Annotated in this window: 19 protein-coding genes; 8 read left to right on the top strand and 11 right to left on the bottom strand. The window is 58.2% G+C overall.

Annotation, left to right across the window (positions count from 1 at the left end; genetic code table 11):
* Nucleotides 1–83 precede the first annotated feature (83 nt).
* Genes O9H85_RS13765 through nagA form a run of 3 tightly spaced genes read left to right on the top strand, consistent with a single transcriptional unit; the run spans nt 84 to nt 2,864 of the window.
* A complete protein-coding gene (locus tag O9H85_RS13765) occupies nt 84–941 on the top strand; it encodes a MurR/RpiR family transcriptional regulator (protein ID WP_269882000.1) in 858 nt (285 codons plus the stop codon).
* 4 nt (nt 942–945) lie between these two features.
* Nucleotides 946–1,674 (top strand): glucosamine-6-phosphate deaminase, encoded by a 729-nt coding sequence (gene nagB / locus O9H85_RS13770; RefSeq protein ID WP_269882001.1) that lies wholly within the window; start codon nt 946–948, stop codon nt 1,672–1,674.
* The gene (nagA, locus tag O9H85_RS13775) at nt 1,671–2,864 is read left to right on the top strand and encodes an N-acetylglucosamine-6-phosphate deacetylase (protein WP_269882002.1); all 1,194 of its coding nucleotides are present in this window, start codon (nt 1,671–1,673) and stop codon (nt 2,862–2,864) included. Before nagB ends, nagA begins: the two co-directional genes overlap by 4 nt.
* A 77-nt stretch (nt 2,865–2,941) precedes the next feature.
* Here the strand turns inward: nagA and O9H85_RS13780 are convergent, their stop codons facing one another.
* The 7 genes from O9H85_RS13780 to O9H85_RS13810 all read right to left on the bottom strand — a co-directional run bounded on the left by O9H85_RS13780 (nt 2,942) and on the right by O9H85_RS13810 (nt 8,810).
* Nucleotides 2,942–3,526: a hypothetical protein gene (locus O9H85_RS13780; protein WP_269882003.1), complete on the bottom strand. Its 585-nt coding sequence runs from the start codon at nt 3,524–3,526 to the stop codon at nt 2,942–2,944.
* A gap of 359 nt (nt 3,527–3,885) precedes the next feature.
* A complete protein-coding gene (locus O9H85_RS13785) occupies nt 3,886–4,680 on the bottom strand; it encodes an SDR family NAD(P)-dependent oxidoreductase (RefSeq protein ID WP_269882004.1) in 795 nt (264 codons plus the stop codon).
* 69 nt (nt 4,681–4,749) lie between these two features.
* Nucleotides 4,750–5,910 (bottom strand): UxaA family hydrolase, encoded by a 1,161-nt coding sequence (locus tag O9H85_RS13790; protein ID WP_269882005.1) that lies wholly within the window; start codon nt 5,908–5,910, stop codon nt 4,750–4,752.
* A gap of 17 nt (nt 5,911–5,927) precedes the next feature.
* Complete coding sequence (locus O9H85_RS13795) at nt 5,928–6,242, bottom strand: UxaA family hydrolase (protein WP_269882006.1); 315 nt, start codon at nt 6,240–6,242, stop codon at nt 5,928–5,930.
* Nucleotides 6,243–6,275: 33 nt separating this feature from the next.
* On the bottom strand, nt 6,276–7,187 hold the full coding sequence (locus O9H85_RS13800) for a fumarylacetoacetate hydrolase family protein (protein ID WP_269882007.1): 912 nt from the start codon (nt 7,185–7,187) through the stop codon (nt 6,276–6,278).
* A 37-nt stretch (nt 7,188–7,224) separates the two neighbouring features.
* Complete coding sequence (locus O9H85_RS13805) at nt 7,225–7,998, bottom strand: SDR family NAD(P)-dependent oxidoreductase (RefSeq protein WP_269882008.1); 774 nt, start codon at nt 7,996–7,998, stop codon at nt 7,225–7,227.
* Between the two features lie 62 nt (nt 7,999–8,060).
* Nucleotides 8,061–8,810 carry an IclR family transcriptional regulator gene (locus O9H85_RS13810; RefSeq protein ID WP_269882009.1) on the bottom strand — a complete coding sequence of 250 codons (750 nt, stop codon included), beginning with the start codon at nt 8,808–8,810 and terminating at the stop codon, nt 8,061–8,063.
* A gap of 191 nt (nt 8,811–9,001) precedes the next feature.
* Here O9H85_RS13810 and O9H85_RS13815 point away from each other — a divergent pair, with 191 nt between their 5' ends.
* The 5 genes from O9H85_RS13815 to O9H85_RS13835 all read left to right on the top strand — a co-directional run bounded on the left by O9H85_RS13815 (nt 9,002) and on the right by O9H85_RS13835 (nt 16,250).
* A complete protein-coding gene (locus tag O9H85_RS13815) occupies nt 9,002–10,717 on the top strand; it encodes an ABC transporter ATP-binding protein (RefSeq protein WP_269882010.1) in 1,716 nt (571 codons plus the stop codon).
* Nucleotides 10,718–10,944: 227 nt separating this feature from the next.
* The gene (locus O9H85_RS13820) at nt 10,945–11,913 is read left to right on the top strand and encodes an AAA family ATPase (protein ID WP_269882011.1); all 969 of its coding nucleotides are present in this window, start codon (nt 10,945–10,947) and stop codon (nt 11,911–11,913) included.
* 15 nt (nt 11,914–11,928) lie between these two features.
* The gene (locus tag O9H85_RS13825) at nt 11,929–13,053 is read left to right on the top strand and encodes a DUF58 domain-containing protein (RefSeq protein ID WP_269882012.1); all 1,125 of its coding nucleotides are present in this window, start codon (nt 11,929–11,931) and stop codon (nt 13,051–13,053) included.
* Complete coding sequence (locus tag O9H85_RS13830) at nt 13,050–14,375, top strand: DUF4129 domain-containing protein (protein WP_269882013.1); 1,326 nt, start codon at nt 13,050–13,052, stop codon at nt 14,373–14,375. Before O9H85_RS13825 ends, O9H85_RS13830 begins: the two co-directional genes overlap by 4 nt.
* A gap of 144 nt (nt 14,376–14,519) precedes the next feature.
* A complete protein-coding gene (locus tag O9H85_RS13835) occupies nt 14,520–16,250 on the top strand; it encodes a methyl-accepting chemotaxis protein (RefSeq protein ID WP_269882014.1) in 1,731 nt (576 codons plus the stop codon).
* A gap of 293 nt (nt 16,251–16,543) precedes the next feature.
* Here O9H85_RS13835 and O9H85_RS13840 read toward each other — a convergent pair whose 3' ends face one another.
* The 4 genes from O9H85_RS13840 to O9H85_RS13855 form a co-directional block, all read right to left on the bottom strand.
* The gene (locus O9H85_RS13840) at nt 16,544–18,358 is read right to left on the bottom strand and encodes an ABC transporter substrate-binding protein (protein ID WP_269882015.1); all 1,815 of its coding nucleotides are present in this window, start codon (nt 18,356–18,358) and stop codon (nt 16,544–16,546) included.
* Nucleotides 18,359–18,782: 424 nt separating this feature from the next.
* The gene (locus O9H85_RS13845) at nt 18,783–19,571 is read right to left on the bottom strand and encodes a LutC/YkgG family protein (RefSeq protein ID WP_269882016.1); all 789 of its coding nucleotides are present in this window, start codon (nt 19,569–19,571) and stop codon (nt 18,783–18,785) included.
* Nucleotides 19,564–21,057 carry a LutB/LldF family L-lactate oxidation iron-sulfur protein gene (locus O9H85_RS13850; protein ID WP_269882017.1) on the bottom strand — a complete coding sequence of 498 codons (1,494 nt, stop codon included), beginning with the start codon at nt 21,055–21,057 and terminating at the stop codon, nt 19,564–19,566. The genes O9H85_RS13845 and O9H85_RS13850 overlap by 8 nt, the downstream gene beginning before the upstream one ends.
* The gene (locus O9H85_RS13855) at nt 21,038–21,784 is read right to left on the bottom strand and encodes a (Fe-S)-binding protein (protein WP_269882018.1); all 747 of its coding nucleotides are present in this window, start codon (nt 21,782–21,784) and stop codon (nt 21,038–21,040) included. The genes O9H85_RS13850 and O9H85_RS13855 overlap by 20 nt, the downstream gene beginning before the upstream one ends.
* Between the last annotated feature and the right edge of the window lie 36 nt (nt 21,785–21,820).

The raw sequence follows: 21,820 nt of genomic DNA on the forward strand, positions 1-21,820 counted from the left end.
TGAGGTATGATGTGATTGATGGTAATTATTTTCGTGAATATATTAATATCAAGTAAATTATTTTCAAAATAAGGCGGTGCTTCATGTCCGACATTTTGCAAGCGATCCGTAGTGAAGCCCCTTCCCTGCACCGCAAGGAGCAGATTTTGGCCGAGTTCATCCTGGATCATGCTCAAGAGGCGGTGCATCTCGGCATTACGGAGCTGGCGGCGCGTTCGGGTACCAGCACGGCGACGGTGTCCCGCTTCTGCCGGGCCTTCCTCTTCAAGGGCTATGCCGACTTCCGCATGAAGCTGGCGGCCGAGCTTGCCCAGATGCCCGCCCAGACCTCCTATCAGGACATCCTAGCGGGTAATCCGCTTCAGAGCATCGTGCAGGCGATCGAGAGCAATCATCTTCGTTCCATCACCGACACGACGCGTCAGCTCGATTTAACGGAGGTCCGGAGGGCGGTCGATGCGTTAAGAGCCGCTCTCCGCATCGATTTGTTCGGCGTGGCGACATCGGGGATCGTGGCGCTCGATTTTCAACAGAAGCTGGTCCGCATCGGCAAGCACGCGCAGTATTGGCCCGACCCGCACATGCAAATTACCGCCGCCTCCTCTCTGGGGCCGGCGGACGCCGCCTTCGCGGTTTCCTATTCCGGCGAAACGCCGGAAACGCGCGATGCGCTGCTGTGCGCTAAGGAACGGGGGGCCGTTACGATCTCGCTCACCAAATTCGGGGCGAGTCCCGTCTCCCAAGAGGCGGATATCCGGCTATACGCTTCCTCGCTCGAAGAAGGCATGCGCCGCGGGGATATGGCCTCCAGGATTGCGCAGCTGCATGTCGTCGATATTTTGTTCACTGCTCTGGTGAGCGAGGATTTTGACACGTACGTGCCCCGGCTTGAGGAAACATACCAGTCCGTCCGCAAATACCGTAAGGATAAAGGGAGATAATGCGATGAACATTCTAACATTCCGTTCGCAAGAAGAATTGAACAAGGCCGGGGCCGGCATTATTACGGGACTCGTGCAGACGAATCCCCGAGCGGTATTGGGGCTTGCTACCGGGGGAACGCCGGTAGACATTTACGAGGAGCTGGTGGAAGCTCACCGCCAGCAGCTAGTCAGCTTCGCCAAAGCGACGACGTTCAATCTCGATGAATATGTCGGCCTCGACCGGAACCATCCGGCCAGCTATTACAGCTTTATGCAGGAGCACCTGTTCGGTTACGTCAACGCCGCACCGGAGCGCTGTCATATTCCTGACGGCATGGCCTCCTCTCTGGAGGAGGAATGCCGCAGGTACGACGCTCTGCTGGAGCAGGCCGGCCAAATCGACCTGCAGCTGCTCGGTCTCGGTCACAACGGTCATATCGGGTTCAACGAACCGGACCATGCACTGCGAAGCGGCACGCATGTCGTGAAGCTTCAGGAGCAGACCCGGGAGGCGAACGCGCGCTTTTTCGACAAGCCGGAGCAGGTGCCGACGCATGCGATCACGATGGGTGTGGGGACGATTCTGAAGGCGAAAATGATTCTGCTTGTCGTTCGAGGAAGTGACAAGGCGGAGATTGTGGCGAGGGCGCTGCAAGGGCCGATTACGACGGAGTGTCCGGCCTCGCTGCTGCAAACCCATCCGCACGTGGTCGTCCTGCTGGACTCGGAAGCGGGAGGCCGGTTAGCATGAGCGGAGCAAGCGAGATTTACCCAACCCTGATCCGTAACGCCGCCGTCGTCACGCCGGACGGCATCATTCCCCAAGGCTATGCCCTTATCAACGAACAAGGCCGACTGGCATCGGTCGGCACGATGGAAGGCCAGGGCTCCCTTCCGTCCGTGGAGCGATCCGTCGATGCCTGCGGCGGCTGGCTTCTTCCGGGCTTCATTGACGTGCACGTGCACGGCGGCTTCGGACATGACTTCATGGATGCGGGGGCCGCGGAGCTCGATGCCATCACCCGTTTCCACGCCGCCCACGGCACCACGACCATGCTGGCGACGACCGTCACGGCTTCGCAGGCGGCGATTTCCGGCGTACTGAGCCGGGTCAGCGCCTACAGGCAGCAAGTGATGCCTTTCGCTACGCTTGCCGGGGTGCATCTGGAGGGTCCGTTCATCAGTCCGCAATGGCCCGGGGCCCAGAACCCCAACTTCATCGAGCCTCCCCGGAAAGATTGGCTTGAAGCTTGGCATACGCAGTATCCCGGCTTAATCCGGATGCTGACGCTGGCTCCGGAAAGGGATGGAGCGCCGGAGCTGATCGAATGGCTGACCCGCAGCGGCATCGTCGCCTCCTGCGGGCATACGGACGCCAGCTACGAGCAACTCACGGCTGCCCGGAAGCACGGCCTGCGTCATGCCGTCCATACGTTCAACGCCATGACTGGGCTTCATCACCGCAAGCCCGGCGTCGTCGGGGCCGTGCTCGACCACGATGACGTCAGCGCGGAAATCATTGCCGACGGCCATCATGTGCATCCCGCCGCCATCCGGCTGCTGACGCGCGTGAAGCGGCAGGATAATCTGCTGCTGATCACGGACGCGATCTCGGCCGCGGGGCTCGGCGACGGCGAATATTCGCTCGGCGGCCTCGACGTTATGGTAAAGGATGGCGTAGCCCGGCTGAGGGACGGCGACAACCTGGCCGGGAGCACGCTGACGATGCTCGGCGCGCTGCGCTTCATGGTGGAGAAGGTCGGCATCGACCTCGCTGCCGCAAGCCGTATGGCGAGCTGGAATCCCGCGAAGCTGCTGGGCCTTGCACAAACGACCGGCAGCATTGAAGCCGGCAAGCAGGCGGATCTGCTGCAGCTTACGCCGGCGCTTGAGCTCGAACGGGTGTGGATCCGCGGCCGCGAGCCGCAGCTAGGCCTCTAAAATGAATCAGGAGCAGGGACAACCGCTTGCCTCGCGGTGTTCCCTGCTCCTATTTTTTTGCGGCAATCCAGCCAGCCTTATACGGTAACAAACTGGCGCGTCACGATATAATACCGTAAGCGGCTTAAATCTCCCGGCGTTATATGATGAATCTCCGCTCCATAGCGGATCGTTTTTTCCAAAATGTGGGCGTATCGGACGACAAGCTTCGGATGAATCGTTACCTCGTCGCAGATGATCATGGAATCGTACACATGATTCATTTTTACGGAGAAATCGTTGATCTCGAACCCGAAGCCGAGCCGGCTTACATCGGTGACACGAACGGCGAACGTTCTGAAATCCTCGCTGATGGTTGCATAGGTATTCAGCCTGAAGCTTGTAAATTTCTTGCTGTCATCGTAAACCAAATCCTCATAGGCTTCGTCCTTTGAAATATCGATCTGAAACACCTCGGAATCGGCCGGCGCGAACAGTACCTTGAACGGCGTCACCCGGAGCACGCGCATTTGATGCTTACGCTCGAAGCCCAACACTGTTACTTCCTCGCCGTTACGGAACGTATCCGTCTTATCGAGCTTAACCTCCAACAAATCGGTTTGATCGTACGTAATTTGCCCCCTGACTATTTTTCCTTTGTGCAGCATTTGGATATCCTTCATGCTAACTCACCTCCCATGTTATATTTATAATATAACTATGAAACTTTCAAAAAGTTTCAGTAAAATATTAGGAGATTATTAGATTGTAGAAATTTGTGGCCGAAGTGTGAAGAAGATGTCGATAAGTGTCGAAATTTCCTGGATAAACCAGCCGCTCCAAGACGCTTTTGAAAACGAATCTCCCATCCTCATCTTACCCAAGAATCGGTACCTCGTTCTCAAATGCGGTCCGCTTTGCGCTACGGCCGCACCCTTGTTCTCCGGCCCGCTCCCTTGTCGTTATCGGACCCCTTCGTCCAAAACGCGTATATAGAGTGAAAAGGCCCTTTCCCGATGACGCGGGAAAGGGCCTTGAATGATTAATGTTCCATATGGTCTTCAGGCTGGGCAGCCTTAACGGTGAGGCCGCCGTCGACCATCAGCAGATGGCCGTTGACCTGCATCGCTTCATCGGAAGCAAGGAAGACGACGGCATCGCCGATCTGGCGGGCGGTGCCGAGACGCTTCATCGGGTTCGCATTGATTTCCTTCTCGCGCATGCCCGGGGCCGTCAGGAAGTCCGTGCACATATCGGTATCGACTGTGCTCGGTCCGACGGCGTTGACGTTAATGTTGTAAGGTCCGAGCTCGATCGCCATGCCTTTGGTCAGCATGTTGGCCGCCGCTTTGGACGATTGATAGTGTGGAATGACCGGACTCGTGACCACGAGGCTGGCGGTGGAGAGCACGTTGACGATTTTGCCGTAGCGCTTCTCGATCATCGATTTGGCCGCCAGCTGCGAAGCCATGAAGATCGATTTCACGTTCGTGTTGTACGTGCGATCCCATGTTTCCTCCGTTACTTTCATGAACGGCTCGAACGGGGCGACGCCCGCGTTGTTCACGAGGATCTCGACGTCGCCCAGCTGCTCCTCCACCCGCTTGAACATCGCTTCCACCTGAGGCTTGCTGCCTACGTCCGCCTGCACCACGATCGCTTTCACCCCGTGGGCCTCGCACTGTTCCTTCACCTTCTCCGCGAGCGGGCGCGAACGCTCCGAAGTGAAGTTAATCGCCACATGGGCGCCTTCCTCCGCCAGCCGAAGCGCGATCGCTTCGCCGATGCCGCGGCTTGCGCCGGTAACCAGCGCAACCCGGTTTGCCAATCTTCCCATGAAATGCAGCCTCCAAGTTCAATAGTTCAGAATTTCATTTTCGTTTAGGAGCCCGTATCCCAAAGCCGCTTACAGGCTCGGTCCGATCCGGTTGATGCTGAATTCCGTATGTCCGAGAATTTCCGCTTTCGTCAATTTGCCGTTCGCGACCTCCTGGATTTCCTGCCAGATGAGGTTGCCCGCTTCCTCCAGACTGAGCGTGCCCTCGAGCATATCGCCTACGTTCACGTCCATGTTGTCGGACATCCGTTCGAACATCCGGGTATTGCCCGTAATCTTGATAACGGGCACGACCGCAGAGCCCGTAGGGGTACCCCGTCCGGTTGTGAAGCAAACCAGATGCGCTCCGCCCGCAGCCATGCCCGAGACGCATTCGATATCGTTGCCCGGGGAATCCATGAAATACAGCCCGTGCTTCGGAATCGCCTCGGAATATTCGATCACGCCCTGGATCGGAGCCGTACCGCACTTGCTGATGCAGCCGAGCGACTTCTCCTCGATCGTCGTCAAGCCCCCCGCAATATTGCCCGGGCTCGGATTGCCGCCGCGCATGTCGGCGCCCATCCGCTCGACTTCCTTCTCAAAGCGATCCACGATATGGTACAACTGATTCGCCGTCTCGGTCGTCGCGCAACGGGAGGCCAGCACGTGCTCGGCGCCGATGATCTCGGTCGTCTCGCCGATAACGACGCCGCCGCCTTGTTGAATGAGCGAGTCGGCTGCCGCACCCAGCGCCGGATTCGAGGCGAGCCCGGATGTCGCGTCGGAGCCGCCGCATTTTACCCCGATGATCAGCTCGTTCAGAGGCACAGGCTCAGGCTGCATGGCGTCCAGCTTGGCGCGCATCGCTCTCGCCAGCTCCACTCCGTGCTGAATCGCCTTTACCGATCCGCCGACGGATTGAATATCGAATACTTCGACCGGCTTGCCGGTCGGACGAATCGCTTCCGCCAGCGCATGCGGGTCTACGACCTCGCAGCCGAGGCTGATAATGATAACGCCGCCGACGTTCGGATTGCGGCCCGTACCGGCCAGCACCTCGAAGGTGCGGTCCTTGTCCGCGCCGATCTGGCTGCAGCCGTGCTGATGCGGAATGGCCACCGTATCCGGCACCATTTGGTTGATCCGGGTACATACCTGATTTGCGCAAATGACCGTAGGAATGATAAGCAGATGATTGCGGATGCCCACATCGCCGTTCGGCCTTCTATATCCCATCATATGTGTCATGCTCGTATGCCCTCCTCTTAGGCTTTCGCCTGGTCGCCGCGTCCGCGGATGCCTTCGACGTTGTGAACGTGTACATGCTGTCCCGCCTGAACGGCTGCCGTCGTGCGACCGATAACCTCGCCGTACTTGCGGATATCCGTTCCGGCAGGAATATCTTCGATCGCAACCTTGTGCCCGAAAGGGATCGGATCAAGGAGCGTCAGCTCAAATACTTGATCCTGCTTGCGGTAGGAGATGGTGTCTCCCGCTTTCAAATCCTTGATCGCCGTGGCGACGTGATCGCGCGCATCCATGACGAGCGCGCTGGCGCCGGCTTCGATGGTTCCTGCCATGGCTGGTAAGCCTCCCCTTTATGCCCTATATGTTTAAGCCTGTTCGTTCACCATGCAGTTCGTCAGCGCGCCGAGCTTCTCGATCTCGATCGTAACAACGTCGCCGTCCTTAAGATACATCTGCTTATCCTCCGGATAGCCCAGTACAACCCCTTCCGGCGTACCCGTCAGAATGATGTCCCCCGGAACGAGCGTCATATGCTGCGAAATGTAGCTGACGATTTCATCGCAATGGAAAATCATGTCCGACGTGTTCGAGTTCTGGCGAACTTCGCCGTTCACGATGCATTTAATGCCGAGATCGTTCGGGTTGCCTACTTCGTCGGCCGTTACGAGATACGGTCCCAGCGGGCTGAAGCCGTCGCAGGATTTGCCGAGCAGCCATTGCTGCGTCCTCATTTGCAGGTCGCGCGCCGACAGGTCGTTGACGTTGCAGTAGCCGAAAACATAGTCCAGCGCATTCTCCTTGGACACATATTTCGCTTCCTTGCCGATGACGATGACAAGCTCGGCTTCATAATCGACTTTGCTCGAAACCTTCACAGGCAGCGGAACGTCATGGCCGTGGCCCGTCAGCGTGTTGTTGAACTTGTTGAACAGAATCGGGTACTGCGGAATCGGCGCGTTCGTTTCTTCCGCATGCTTGCGGTAATTGAGGCCGACGCAAATGATTTTGTTCGGATGGGTTACGCAAGGCGCATAGGTCACTTTCGCCTCGTCCAAAAGGAACGCGTCTCTTCCGCCGGAAGCCAGCGCTCGGTCGACGAAAGACTGCAGGGCAGCCACCGCCGCCGTTCCGCCTTCGATGACCTCATGGACGCTGTGGGGAATTGGCTGCTGCTGCGAGGACACCGCCTCAAGCGCTTTGGCGATATGTACGATGCCCTGCTCCGTTTTGACGCCGAGCTGCTGCGTGCCGTTTTCTATAAAAGTTACGATCTTCATAAGTTCGGATACCCTCCAATATATTTGAATTAACCGTTTAAACGCTTTTGCCGAATACGACGCCGCCGTCGATGTACAGCGGGGAGCCCATCATAAACTTCGAATCGTCGGACGCGAGGAACAGCGCCGCCTTGGCTACGTCGTCCGGACGAAGCAGATCGCCGCTTAGCTGGCGTTTCTTCAGAGACTCGTAGCCCTGCTCGATATCGTCGTACGAATTGCGCAGGTAATCCTCGACGAACGGCGTGAGTACGGTTCCCGGAAGCAGCGCGTTGACGCGAATGCCGGACGGAGCGTAATCGACCTGCATCGATTTCGTCAGCGCCAGGACGGCGCCTTTCGTCGCGGAATAGGAAGCTCTGCGCGCCAGCCCGATCTCGGCGATGCAGGAGGACATGTTGATGACGGAGCCGTCTTTGCGGTCCATCATGTGCGGAATCACGTACTTGCAGGGCAAAAAGACGCCGCGAATGTTGATATTAATGACGCGGTCCCATGCATCCGGCTCCACCTCGTGGATCGCTCCGACGCCGCTGACCCCTGCGTTGTTGAACAGGACGTCGATCCTGCCGTGGGCGGCGATGATTTCGTCCACCATGCTCTTCACCGATTCCGGATTCGTCACGTCCGCTTGTATGAAAGCGGCCTTGCCGCCCGCATTCGCAATTTCGTTTACCGTCTCCAGGCCTTTGTCCGCCGCCAGATCGTTGACGATCACCGTCGCGCCTTCACGGGCGAACAGCAGCGCAGTGGCTTTGCCGATTCCGGAACCGGAGCCGGTAATGAGAATGACTTTATCCTGCAGTCTCAACACCAAACACTTCCCTTATCTATAAATTTGGTTGCAATCGGGCGGGCCGCCGGACGTCCTCCTCACGCCTGGGACAACCGCTTCGCGAGCGCGCAGATCTCCCGCTGCGCCAGCTCGCGCTTCTCGTCCCATTCGTGCCGGAACATCGAGCAGCTGATGGCCGCAATAACGCGTCCCTCGGCGTCGCGCACGGGTGCTGCCACGCAGCAGAAGCCCATGACGGCTTCCTGCAGATCGAAGGCGAAGCCGGTATCCCGTACCTCCGTCAGCTGGCGGAGCAGCTCCTCCCGGCTGCGCAGCGTATGCGGCGTCAGACAAGGCTCCAGCGTCTCCTCAGTGAACAGCGTCTCCAGCTCACTGTCCTCCAGCCAGGCGAGCAGCGCCTTGCCCAGCGCCGTAGCGTGCGCCGGAAGCTTCTTGCCCGGCTCCGAAGCAAGACGAACCGGGGAAGGCATCTCTTCCTTGGCCAGATAGAGCACGTCCTGCTGCTCCAGCTTGGCGAGCTGAATCGTTTCCTGAATGACATGCTTCGTCACGGAGGCTTCCTTGCGGAACCGGTCGATCAAGCTGAACTGCTTGAAAAAAGCGTTTCCAATGAACCCCAGCTTCGATCCGAGCGAATACGTGCCTTCCTTCTCCCGAACGACCCAATCGAGCGCTTCCATCGTGTTCAGCAGGGAAAACATCGAGCTTTTATTAATGCCGAGCCGCTTGGATAAATCGATGAGCTTCAGTCCGGAAGGCTGCTCCGAGATTTGCAGCAGCACGTCGTTCGCCTTCTCCAAAGCCGGAACCCAATACTTCTTTTCCATGAAAAAGCCTCCATGATGCAATAGGTTTATTATAATAAACCGCGGTTTTATATATTGACAATTTCATAGTATCACCGCTCTTCTTCAAGTGTCAATCGGAAAGTTGCCTCCCTTCTCGTTATAACCGTTTTTTCTCTTGTACCTCACCCTCCCCCGTTCTATAATGTCAAAAAACAGGTGGAAGGTGACCTATGATACGCCGCTTTTTTCAATATTACCTGCCTTACAAGAGGCTGTTTCTTCTTGATTTCTCGTGCGCGGTCGTCGCCGCCCTGCTCGAGCTCTGTTTTCCTCTGGCGGTGAACCACATTGTCGACCGGCTGCTGCCGGGCAAGGACTGGGCGCTGATCGTATGGGCCTGCGCCGGTTTGCTCGCGCTTTATCTGATCACTACCGGCCTTAATTACATTGTCACCTATTGGGGACATAAGCTTGGCATCAACATCGAATACGATATGCGGAGACAGCTGTTCGGGCATATTCAGAAGCTGAGCTTCCGTTTCTTCGACAACAACAAGACCGGACACCTCATGTCGCGGATGACGAATGATTTGTTCGAAATCGGCGAGATGGCCCATCATGGGCCGGAGGACGTTTTCATCGCCGTAATGACGCTGATCGGCGCTTTCCTCATGATGCTAGCCATCAATTGGAAGCTGGCCTGCCTCACCTTCCTTGTCGTACCGCTGCTCATCTGGCTCGTCGTCGTTTGCAATATGAAAATGGTGCATGCCGCGAAGCGAATGTTCTCGGGGATTGCCGATGTCAACGCGCGGGTCGAGGACAGCGTAAGCGGCATCCGGGTCGTCCAGACATTCTCGAACGAGCGGCACGAGATGGAGAAATTTACGGTCAGCAACCGGAATTTCCGCCGGGCGAAGCTGAATTCCTATAGGATCATCGCGTTTAGTTCGTCGGGCATGTACCTGCTGATGCGGCTGATCTCGCTGTTCGTGCTGATCTGCGGCGCCTGGTTTGTCGTCCACGGTCAGCTGTCCTACGGACAATTCGTAGGCTTCCTGCTGCTGATCAACATCTTCTTCAAACCGATTGAGAAAATCAATGCGTTCCTGGAAAATTACCCGAAAGGCATGGCCGGCTTCAAGCGGTTTACCGAAATTATGGACACGGCGCCTGATGTCGCCGATGCGCCGGATGCAGCGGACGTCAAGTCGCTTCGCGGCGAGATTCGTTTCGAGGGCGTCACCTTCGGCTACGAGGATCATGCCAAAGTGCTGCAGAACGTCGATTTGACGATCCGCGCAGGGGAAACCGTCGCCTTCGTCGGACCTTCTGGCGCGGGCAAAACGACGCTGTGCAGCTTGATTCCCCGCTTCTATGAAATTGAAGAAGGCAGCTTGACGATTGACGGACTCGACATCCGGCGCATAAAGCTGGTTTCGCTTCGTTCCCATATCGGCATCGTGCAGCAGGACGTCTTCCTGTTCTCGGGCTCGATGAGGGACAATATAGCTTACGGCAAGCTCGGGGCGACGGATGAAGAAATCTGGGAGGCCGCCCGGCGCTCGCGGCTCGATGATTTAATCCGGTCGCTGCCCGAGGGGCTGGGCACCTATGTCGGAGAGCGCGGAGTCAAGCTGTCCGGCGGGCAGAAGCAGCGGCTCGCCATTGCACGGATTTTTCTGAAGAATCCGCCGATTCTGATACTCGACGAAGCGACGTCGGCGCTCGATACGGAGACCGAGGCGGCCATCCAGCAGTCGCTGGCGGAGCTGTCGCAAGGCCGGACGACGCTCGTGATCGCGCACCGCCTCGCCACGATCCGCGGGGCGGACCGCATCGTCGTCGTGACGGAGCAGGGCGTCAGCGAGCAAGGCCGGCACGAAGAGCTCGTCGCTTCGGGCGGCGTATACAGCCGTCTGCACCAGGCGCAGTTCGGTTTATGACTCCATAGTCGCCGGAGGATTACCCCCTCCGGTCGCTATCGCTCCTACAGGGGATACCCCGCCTACCACCTTTTTGCGTATCGTCAATCTAAGAAAGAAGGCAGCGGATAATCCGCCGCCTTCTTTTTGTATGACAACGTATACAAGCGCTTCTGCTCCATGTAAAATTAGGAAATAGCATGTAGTGGAACTATTCATTCAGATATCCGCCCAAGGAGTGAGGAACCATGTCCCTAGACGCCGTCCGCGAGCTTGCCGAACGGATCCGTCACCAAGTCGGCCGTGTGATCGTAGGCAAGGAAGATATCATCGACAAGCTGCTCATCGCTCTCGTCGCATCCGGACACGTCCTGCTGGAGGATGTGCCGGGCACCGGCAAGACGCTGCTGGCCAAATCGCTGGCTCAATCGCTGGATTGCAGCTTCCGGCGCATTCAGTTTACTCCGGATCTGCTGCCATCGGACCTGAGCGGCATCCACTTTTTCAACCAGAAGCGATCGGAATTTGAATTCCGTCCGGGTCCCCTGTTCACACACATTCTGCTTGCCGACGAAATCAACCGCGCCACTCCGCGGACGCAATCCAGCCTGCTCGAATGCATGGAAGAGCGGCAGATCAGCATCGACGGGGAAACCCGGACTCTGGAGCGGCCGTTCCTCGTCATCGCAACGCAGAATCCGATCGAACACCAGGGAACGTTCCCGCTGCCGGAGGCGCAGCTGGACCGGTTCCTGTTCAAGCTCCGGATGGGCTATCCGACGACCGAGGAGGGTCTAGCCATCCTGAAGCGGTTCAAGGACTCCGAGCCGCTGGGGGAGCTGGCAAGCGTGACCCGGGCGGACGATATTTTGGAGGCTCAGCGGCTTTACGGCTCCGTTGCCGTTACCGACGAAGTGCTGGCTTACTTGCTCCGCATCGTTGAGCTGACCCGCACCCACGGCGACGTCGCCGTCGGGGTGAGCCCGCGCGGCAGCCAGGCGCTGCTCAAGGCTTCGCAGGTGCACGCCATTCTACAAGGGCGGGAGTTCGTCTCCCCCGACGACATCAAGGCGATGGCCTCTCCCGTGCTTGCACACCGGCTCGTGCTGAAGAGCAGCCTGCGCTCCCGATCGGAAGCGGCGGAGCACATCATCGGGCGAATCGTGCAGGAAGTCCCCGTACCGGCGGAGGAGCCCGCCCGTCTCGGACTGCGATAGGAAGAAGGGATAACGATGATCATCGGATGGATCTTGTTCGTGGCGGCGCTGGCAGCGGGAGTCCAGGGCGCGCTCTTTCGAAAGTGGGGCCACCGGGCGATCCGGTATGAACGCTTCTTCAGCGCCGCAGCCTGCTATCCGGGGGAGGAGATCGAGCTGGTCGAACGCATATCCAACCGGAAGCCGCTGCCCGTGCCCTGGCTCCGGCTGGAATCGTTGATCCACGCGAATCTCCGGTTTCAGAAGCAGTTCAATCTCGATATCAGCGGCGGGACGCTGTTCCAGAACCATCGAAGCCTGTTCAGCCTGATGCCTTATAGACAGATTACGAGGCGTCACAAGATTACGGCGCTGGCCCGGGGCTGCTACCGGCTCAATACGGCTACCCTCACCCTCGGCGATGCGCTCGGCCTGTCAAGCAAGGCCGTTCGGCTCTCGCTTCAGGCGGAGCTGCTCGTTTACCCCCGGCCGGTGAATCCGGAAGAGATTCCCGTTCCCAGCCGGAGCTGGCAAGGCGACCGTCCCGTGCGCCGATGGATCGTCGAAGACCCCTTCCTGATCGCAGGGGTGCGCGAATACCGCAGCGGCGATCCGCTGAAGGGCGTAAACTGGAAGGCTTCGGCGCGTACGGGACGCCTTCAGGTACATCAATACGATTACACGGCGCAGGACCGGCTGATGATTTACTTGAACGTCGAGGACCATGACAAAATGTGGCACCAAGTCAACGACGAAGCCTTATTCGAGCGGGGCATCGAATGGGCGGCCGCCCTGGCCGGCCAGGCGCTTGAACAAGGGACCGAAGCAGGCTTCGGCACGAACGCCTACTCCGTGGACACCCCCAAAGAGCCGGTAAAGATCGAGCCGGGAAGCGGCGGCGGGCAGTGGAGCCTGCTGCAGGAGACGATGGCGAAGCTGGTCGTGGCGCGCAGCATCCCCTTCGATACGTTCCTCGAGCAGGAAGCGGAGAACGGGCTCGGCCGGCAGGACATCGTCATTCTGTCGGCCTACATGAGCGAGAAGATGAAGCCGCCCGTCGAGCGGTTGAGGGCGAACGGCAACTCCGTTGTTTGGGTCCCTCTGATGCCGCCGATAGAGGACTTGGAGGAGCACCGGACGAGTAAGGAGGCGAACGGATGAACACTCAGGTCACCGTCTCAGCTCAGGCCGTCGGCAGCGCGCTTTTCAAGGGTGCTATAGAACTGCTGATCTTCGGGACGCTGCCCTTCCTGATCGGCGTCTATGCGCTGCCCGGCGGATATTTGTGGCCCTGGCTCGGCACCCTGCCGCTAATGTATGCCGCAGGCTGCGCCTACCAGCTGATCCTCAAGCCGGCCAGAACGATCACTCTGCACCCGGGACTTGTGCTGATCGCCGGACTCCAGGCTTATCTGCTCTTCGGCGGTGAGCTCCGCTGGTACTGGATGATCCTTATCGGCTGGCTGCTCGCCTACCGCGGCTCGCGAATGGCCTGGGTGCCATGGCACAAGGATTTCCCCGGCGGGCTGGGCGTCATCGGGCTGCTGCTCTATTTTACCGTTTCGGTCGTCATGCGGTTCGTCCCTTCCCTGGCTCTGTACAGTCCCGAGCTGTCTTTGCTGGGCTCCGCCGCTCTCGCCGCCGCGCTTCTGATCGTGAACCAATCGCATCTGAAGCAGGAAACGTACTCGGCGAGCCAAAATCCCTCCGTACCGCAAGCCGTGCTGTGGCATAACCGGGCGCTGATGCTTCTGCTGCTCGGAATCGTCATGGCCGTCGCATTATTCCGCCAGCTTCAGGAAGCCGCCGCTTGGCTGAAGAACCTGCTGCTGGCGCAAATCGCAGCCTGGCTCAGCCGGCCTTCACCCCAGCCTGAGCCACTGCCCCAGCCGAGCGTACCAAAAGGGCCGCCACCCGGGCTGGAGCCGGCAGGTCCTCCGTCAGCCTTGTGGGTATGGCTGGAAAAAGCGTTCATGGCCGTTACGGTGATCCTGCTCGCAGCTGCCGCCCTCTATACGGCATACTTGCTGCTGAAGCGGCTGCCGGGGTGGCTCCGCAAGCTCTGCGCATGGCTTGCCTCTTGGCTTCGCTTCGAGCACCTGCAGGACGGGGGCGGCGGGTACAAGGACGAAACCGAAAGCTTGATGGACTGGAGCGCTTTGCGCCTAGGTCTAAAGGACCGCCTTCGCGGTCTATTCCTTCCCCGTACCGCAGAGCCCGGCTGGAACGATCTTGCTGATAATGCCGAACGCGTCCGCTACCTGTACTCGGATTGGCTCCGCCGGGCTATTCGTGCGGGGTACCGCTTCCAGCCGCAGCTGACGCCGAGGGAAACCGCAGGCGACGTCCGAAGCCGGACGCCCTCCCGCGCGCCTGAAGAAACCGAGCGTCTCGTCTCCGCTTACGAATCGGTCCGCTACGGAGGGCAAGCCGTAAGCGATGCTGAAGTGGAGCGGCTAAAGACGAAGCAAGGCTTCGATTAAAGTTCCTTGGAAGCCAAACGGAGAGTTATTCCGCTTTCCGTTTGGTCCTATTTTTCCGCACAAAAAATTTACAAAAATTCGGGAGGGGTTTGTAGAATGATGTCGAATTGGTGAATAACAACTAACTTTGGGGGGTCTAACATAATGAGATTGTCGGTAGGCATGAAACTTTCGATCGGATTTCTTGTAGTTCTGCTGTTGACGGTGGCACTCGGACTCGTCAGCATGAACACGATGCGCTCGATCAATAGGCAGACCAAACAGATCACCTCCGTCTGGATGCCCGGGGTGGAAACGATCAACAATATCAATTATCTCACGGAGCACGTGCGCCAGCAGGAGCTCAGGCTATTGATAGAGCCGGATAATTCCTTGAACGACATGATCGAGAAGGATACGCAAAACACGCTCGCCCAAATCGAGCAGCAGCTTCAGCAGTACAGCGGATTTGTATCGAATGAGGATGAGAAGCAGCATTATGAGTTGCTGAAGAAGGAATGGAATAACTACAAATCGCTGCATGCCAAATATGTCGAGCTGGCGAAGGAAGTGGACATTGTCAAAGGGGCCGGCAAACGGCAGCAGGAGGTCGTGGATCTGCTCCGCCAGTCCGAGAAATCGTATAATGCCATGCAGAAAGTGCTGGATGCGCTGGTCAAAATCAATCACGACGGAGCGGCCGAAACGGCCAAAACGAGCGACGCGCTGTATGCCGGGGGCTTCAAAACGACCATTACATTCGTTGTAATCGCCTTGCTCCTGGGAGCGCTCCTGGCAACCGTGATTACCCGTCTCATCTCCGGTCCCGTACGAAACGCCTCGCTCGCGCTGAATGCCGTATCGAACGGCGATTTAACCGGATCGGACATACGGTACCGGGGCAAAGACGAGCTCGGCGATCTGGTGTCGGCGCTGAACCGGATGAAAGCGAGCCTGTCGGCGATGATGCATGACATACAGAATACCTCTTCTTCTGTCGCTGCGTCTTCCGAGGAGCTGTTCGCCAGCTCCGAGCAGGCTTCCACTTCGGCGGGCCAAGTGACGGAAGCCATTCTGGAGGTGGCGGCGGGATCGGACAGCCAGCTGCAGACCTCTGCGGAAACCAACCGCGCGATGGACGAGCTGGCGCTGGGCGTACAGAACATCGCAGAGAACGCAACGGAAGTATCCGATATGGCGATCGCCGGTTTCAAGCATGCAACGGAAGGAAGAGAAGCGATCGTTACCGTGAACCGTAAAATTACGGAGGTCAACGAATCGATTCAACAAGCGGCTTCCGATATCGGCCGTCTGGAAGAGCATTCGAACAATATCGGTCAGATCGTCGAAATGATGGCCGGCATTGCGAACCAAACCAACCTTCTGGCGCTCAATGCCGGAATCGAAGCTGCGCGGGCCGGCGAGCACGGCAAAGGCTTCGCCGTGGTAGCGTCGGAGATCCGCAAGCTGTCCGATCAATCCGGCAATGCCGCAAAGCAAATCGCCGAGCTGGTGGAGCAGGTTCAGAACGATACCGCCCGGACCGTACATTCCATGAGGGAAAATGCAGGGGAGATGACCCGGGGAATGCAGGCGGTATCCGAAGCGAGTCATGCGTTCGAGGAAATCGTCCGGATGTCGGAGAACATTTCGGGCCGGGTTCAAGAGGTCGCGGCTTCGGCGGAGGAAATGGCGGCGGGCACCGAGGAAATTGCCGCTTCCGTAGCGGAGATCAGCTCCATCGCCAGGAACTCCTCCGCCCACGCCCAAACCGTGTCGGCGGCAAGTCAGGAACAGCTGGCATCCGTCGAGGATATAGCGTCCTCGGCCGGCTCGCTCAGCGAGATTGCCCAGCATTTGAACGAGCTTACAGCTAAATTCAAGCTGAAAGCCTAAGAACGACTAGGAGTCCCTTCCGAATCGGAGGGACTCCTTCATGCTGTAGAGAAACCCATGAAATAGAGAAATCTACCTTGGTATTCCGATGAGGTATCCCCTTCCGGCCTGCTGTTGTTATCAGAAATGGGTCAATTTATTCGTTATTTAGCGGTCATTTTCCGATAACAAAGGCGGGCGCTATCGCTCCTACAGGGGATACTCCGCCTTCACTTTTAGCAATTTTCTGCATATCCGGGTTTCTCGTCAATCTAAAGGAGTCCCTTCCATGTCGGAGGGACTCCTTGCTTGCGTTAGACGGACTGCAGCCAAATGTTCTTGAAATCGATCCACCCCGTGGAATTCACCGTAACCCCGCGGACGCTCGGATTAAAAAAAGTGTTCAGCTCTTTGAAGAGCAGAAACATCACGACGTGCTCATGGCCCAGCAGCTCTTCCAAATCGTTCAGCCTGTGCTTGCGGTAGTCCGGCGACGCGGAGGACAGCAGGTCGGCTGCGATTTTATCCACTCGGGCTTTAATCTCTTCATGCATGTGAGCCCGGATGAAGCTGTCCTCCCGAAGGAACAGCTCCAGGAGAGAGACCTCTCCTTCATCATTGATGAATTGATACAAAATGGCGTCGGTTTCTCTGACCACCTCGGAGTACGTCAGCTCATAGGTATCATAGCAGGTCACCTCCACCACCACGCCGAAATCCCGGCACCGGTCTCTTATCCACAAGGCATCCTTATAATGCTTATAATTGGTGGAGATGCGGAACGGCGTCCCGTCGTAAGCCATGTCCTCCAGTAGCCGCCGGGCGGTCGCCGGATCGTAAGCTTGATCGTGCTGCACCAGGTAATCGTGGGGCTGCAGCCCCGACGCCGGATAGCGCCGGTTTTCCCCAAGCGTCTGGACCAGGGAGCCCCGGTCGACAAGATGGTGAAGCGCTTTGCGGAACCGGACGTCCTGCTGCGGCCCGTTTTTTTTCATATTATAGGTCATCATGGTGCAGCCGTCGTTAATCAGCTGGATGGCCTCCCAATCCGAATCCGTTCCTTGCGTCCCTCTCGGCCCCTGCTCGCCTCCATGAATGCAGAGCACCGAATTCAAGACGGGGAACGTCAAATGGTTCCGTTCCTCCTCCGGAACGTTGGTGAGCTCCACCCGGTCCAAATGCGGCCGTCCCTCAAAATAATCCCTGTGCGCTTCCAGCACGCACCGGTTCGGGCTCCAGTCCGTCAGCTTGAACGGCCCGGTGCCCGAGGGCAGCAGGCCGCCCTGGTCCATAGCTTCGGGCTCTGGCCGGTCCGAAGGCAGCACGCTCGAGGCCGAGAAGCACAAATATCGCAGAAACAGCTGATTCGGGGCATTCAAATGAAACGACACCGCCCGGTTATCGAGCACCCGCACCTCGTTCAGCTGCTCGTACAGCCAGCGCTGCGGCAGCGGCTTGCTGCGGTCCATCAGCCACCGGAAGGTAAACGCGACATCGTGCGCGGTCAGCTCCTTCCCATGATGGAATGCGATTCCCCTCCGCAGGTAAAATTTCCACTCCAGCGCATCGTCGCTCACTTCCCAGTAGTGCGCAAGCTGCGGCTCGATCATCCGCCGCTGGGGATGGTAGGTCACGAGCGTATTGTACACCTGCTTCACCAGATGGGCCTCCAGCGCATAGAAGGTGCTGGCCGGGTCCAGAGTACGGACGGGCCGGAATACGGGGACGCGCAGCGTATCCAGCTGCTGCTGGTCCCACTCCTCCCTTTGGTAGCCGAAGTAGGCGGAAAGCCATTCCATGAACTGTCCCTTCGTCTCTTGACCGCGGCCGAACCGATCCAGCAGCAGCGCCTCGTCAAGCTGCCCTTTATGTACGGACTGACGGGCATGCTCCAAGAGAAGCTCCTGGGCATTCGCGATGCAGCGAAGCCGGGAGGCGTGCCCCCTCCCTCTGCCGGGGATCCATTCGATGTAGCCCAGCGCCGCCAGCTTTTTTAGAATCATCTTGACGTTGCGCTCCGAACAGGTCCACAAGGAAATGAGGTCAGCGATCGTCACTTCGACGGGATCGGAGGCAAATGCGGAGCCCGGGTAAGCTTGATTCAGCTGCAGATATTGCAGTTCAAGCATAGGACGTTCGCCCTCCCTTATAATGATTTGACCCATGTCCGAAAAAGAGTAAGCCTATTGTACTCCAATCACGTCTAGATTTGGAATAACTTTTTATTATAATTAAAAAGCCCGGGCAAGCCGGCTATACGTAAAAAAAGCCGTGATGTTCGACATCCGGCTTGGCTTCAGATTGAAGAGAAACCCTAATATGCTGAAAAAATGCCAAAGGTATAGGTGGGGTATCCCCTGTAGGAGCGATTGCGTCCGCCTTTGTTATCGGAAAATTACCGCTGTATTAATTGAAAGTTTTCCGATAACAACAGCGGCCGGAAGGGGATACCCCACCGGAGTACCAAGGCAGATTTCACTATTTCATGGGTTTCTCTACAGCCTGAAGCCGGATGGTCGACATCCGGCTTGTTCCTGCTGTTCGATTCGCGCTTTATTTAATGATGACCGCGTACACTTTGCCGGGACCGTGGATCCCGATGGTCAAATCGTTCTCGATGTCCGCGCTCCGGCTCGGGCCCGTAATGAGATTGAGCGAGGAGGCGTACTGCTCGGGCGACGCCTTGCCCTTCGTTATCTCGGTTAACGCTTCGCCCATGCGGTAGACGAGCTGATCGGCACGGAACACCGCGAACAGGATCTGCGTCAGCAGGCTTACCGAACGGCCCCGATCGGGAGCGCATTGCAGCACGAGCGTGCTTGTATTCGCAACCGCGTAATCCGGCCATACCACGCCCAGCTGGCATCGCTCCGTCCGCTGCAGCAGCTCGCTGCGCTTCGTCCAGACGGACCCCTCAGGCAGGGGCGGCACGGTACGGACCGTCTCGCCCGGAATCGGCTCGCCGGCCTCAGCCTCGGCCCACGGCACAACACCGATGCCGGCTTCGATCAGCGCCGCGTCGAGTCCGAGCGTCTTCAGCCCTTCATGCTCCCAGCGGGACACATGGGTAACGCCTAGCTCCTTGGCCGTCTCGACGAGCCACGCCGCAATCTTCTCCTTCGCCTCGGCTTCCTCCACGACGAGCACCTTGCCTGTCAGCGCCTGCCAGCTCTCGATGAACAGCTCGATCTTCTCCTCCGTCGTCGGCCGGAGCGCCTTATAGAAATCCGGCGCCCCGCAATACGGATGGGCCGGAGCGGTCTGCTGCACCGCACGGCGTCCGAGCCTGGAGGACAAATTCGCGATAAACGCCTCTCGTCCTTGAATTGTTCCTTTATTCATGCCGCTCGCCCCCCTTCTTCGCCGCCTTCGCGCCGTCCTGTCCCTGCTGCTTCAGCTCCCGCTGCAGCGCCTCCCAGCGGTCGCGGAACGACATCTTCGGCTTCATCGGCAGGAAGCGCGACTGCGTCCAGCCGGCACCCGGTCCCGGGGCCTTCTTGATATAGCCTTTGCTTACGAAAGGCTTCATCGCATAGTAAGCAGACTTCGTCGCCATCTTGTACAGCGTGACGTTCCCGAACGTCGTCCGGAACGTCTTGAAGGCCATGCGCTCGGCAAGCGGGGTCAGCCCCAGCTTCACCTTGCGCGCTCTCAGCTGCACGAGCATGTCGTGCAGCGGAATCTTCACCGGGCATGCCTCGTAGCATGCCCCGCACAGACTGGAAGCGTAGGAGAGCTGTCCCGCTTCCTTCATGTCCTGCTGCAGCAGCGGCGTCAATACGGCCCCGATCGGGCCGCTGTATACGCTGCCGTAGGTATGGCCCCCGACGTGACGGTACACGGGGCACACGTTCAGGCACGCTGCGCAGCGGATGCAGTGCAGCACGTCCTGGAACACCGGGTCGCCGAGCTGCGCGGAGCGCCCGTTGTCCAGGATGATCAGGTGGAGCTCCTCCGGTCCGTCGAGCTCCCCTTCCCGGCGCGGTCCCGTAATCATCGACGTATACGTCGTCAGCTTCTGTCCCGTTGCACTTCGCGCCAGCAGGTTCAGCACGACCTCCAGGTCGTCGTAAGTCGGCACGAGCCGCTCCATGCCCATGATGACGACATGGCACTTCGGGATCGTCGTCACCATCCGGCCGTTGCCCTCGTTGGAGACGAGCGTGATCGCGCCCGATTCGGCCACGCCGAAGTTGCAGCCCGTCAGCCCGATATCGGCTTCGAGGAAATAATTGCGCAGCCGCGTCTTGGCGTAATCGGCCAAAACACGGGTTTCCGGCACCATCGGCTCGCCCGATTCCTCCGCGAAAATATCCGCGATCTGCTGCTTGTTCTTATGAATCGCCGGGATGATCAGGTGGGAGGGCGTCTCTTTGGCCAGCTGCAAAATATACTCGCCGAGATCCGTTTCAATCGCCTCGATCCCGCGCTCCTCCAGATGGTGATTGAGGTGGATTTCCTCCGACACCATCGACTTGCCTTTCGCCACAAGTTTCGCCTTCCGCTCCTCCGCAATGTTCAGGAAGGTGCGCACCGCTTCCTCGCCCGACTGGCAGAAGATCACGTTCCCGCCCGCCTTGGAGACGTTATCCGTGAACTGGGTCAAATAGTAATCGAGATTTTCGACGACATGCTTGCGGATTTGCTTGCCCCGTTCGCGCCATTCCTCCCAGTTGCCGAATGTCTCCATGGCGCCGAGGCGCCCGGTCTTCAGTTTATCCGTAGTGAACGCAACCGCTTTGCGCAGAAAATCGTTGGCCAGCGCTTCCTCCGTCCGCTTCTTCAGCCCGGTTCCGATCAATTCCTTCTCATTTACCGCTCCGCTCACCGTTCTTCACTCCTTCCTCCAGCAGCTGTGCCAAATGCATGACGCGCACCGGTTTGTTTTCCTTGTTGAGGCGTCCGCCGATGTTCATCAGACAGCCCATATCCGTTCCCACCAGCACGCGGGCGTTCGTAGCACAGACGTTGGCCGCTTTTTCGCAGACCATCGCTTCGGACATATCCGCCATCTTGACCGCGAACGTTCCGCCGAACCCGCAGCAATCCTCCTTCTTCGGAAGCTCGACCAGCTCCAGCCCTTCCACATGGGAGAGCAGCTGTCCTGGCTCCTCCTTCACTCCCAGGAGGCGCATCGCATGACAGGACGGGTGATAAGTGATCTTCTCGGGGAATACGGCGCCAAGATCCTTGATTCCAAGCACATTCACAAGAAACTGGGAGAATTCATAAGTTTTCTCAATGAGCCGCTCGGCATTCGCCTTCCATTCCGGCTCGTTCTCGAACAGCTGCGGATAATAGTGATGCACCATACCCGTACAGGAACCGGAGGGCGACACGACATATTCGCTGTGCTCGAAGGCTCGAATCAGGTTGCGGGCTACCTCGCGGGCTTCATCCTGGTAGCCGCTGTTATAAGCGGGCTGGCCGCAGCAGGTTTGCAGCTCGGGAAAATCGACCTCGCACCCGTACCGGTTCAGCAGCCGGACAACGCTTTCACCGACCTCCGGATACATGAGGTCCGCCAAGCAAGTAATGAACAAAGAGACGCGCATTGAACGATCCCATCCTTTTGCTTCGTTTGTAGTTAC

It is taken from the genome of Paenibacillus gyeongsangnamensis (assembly GCF_027533625.1).
Classification (GTDB): Bacteria; Bacillota; Bacilli; order Paenibacillales; family NBRC-103111; genus Paenibacillus_G; species Paenibacillus_G gyeongsangnamensis.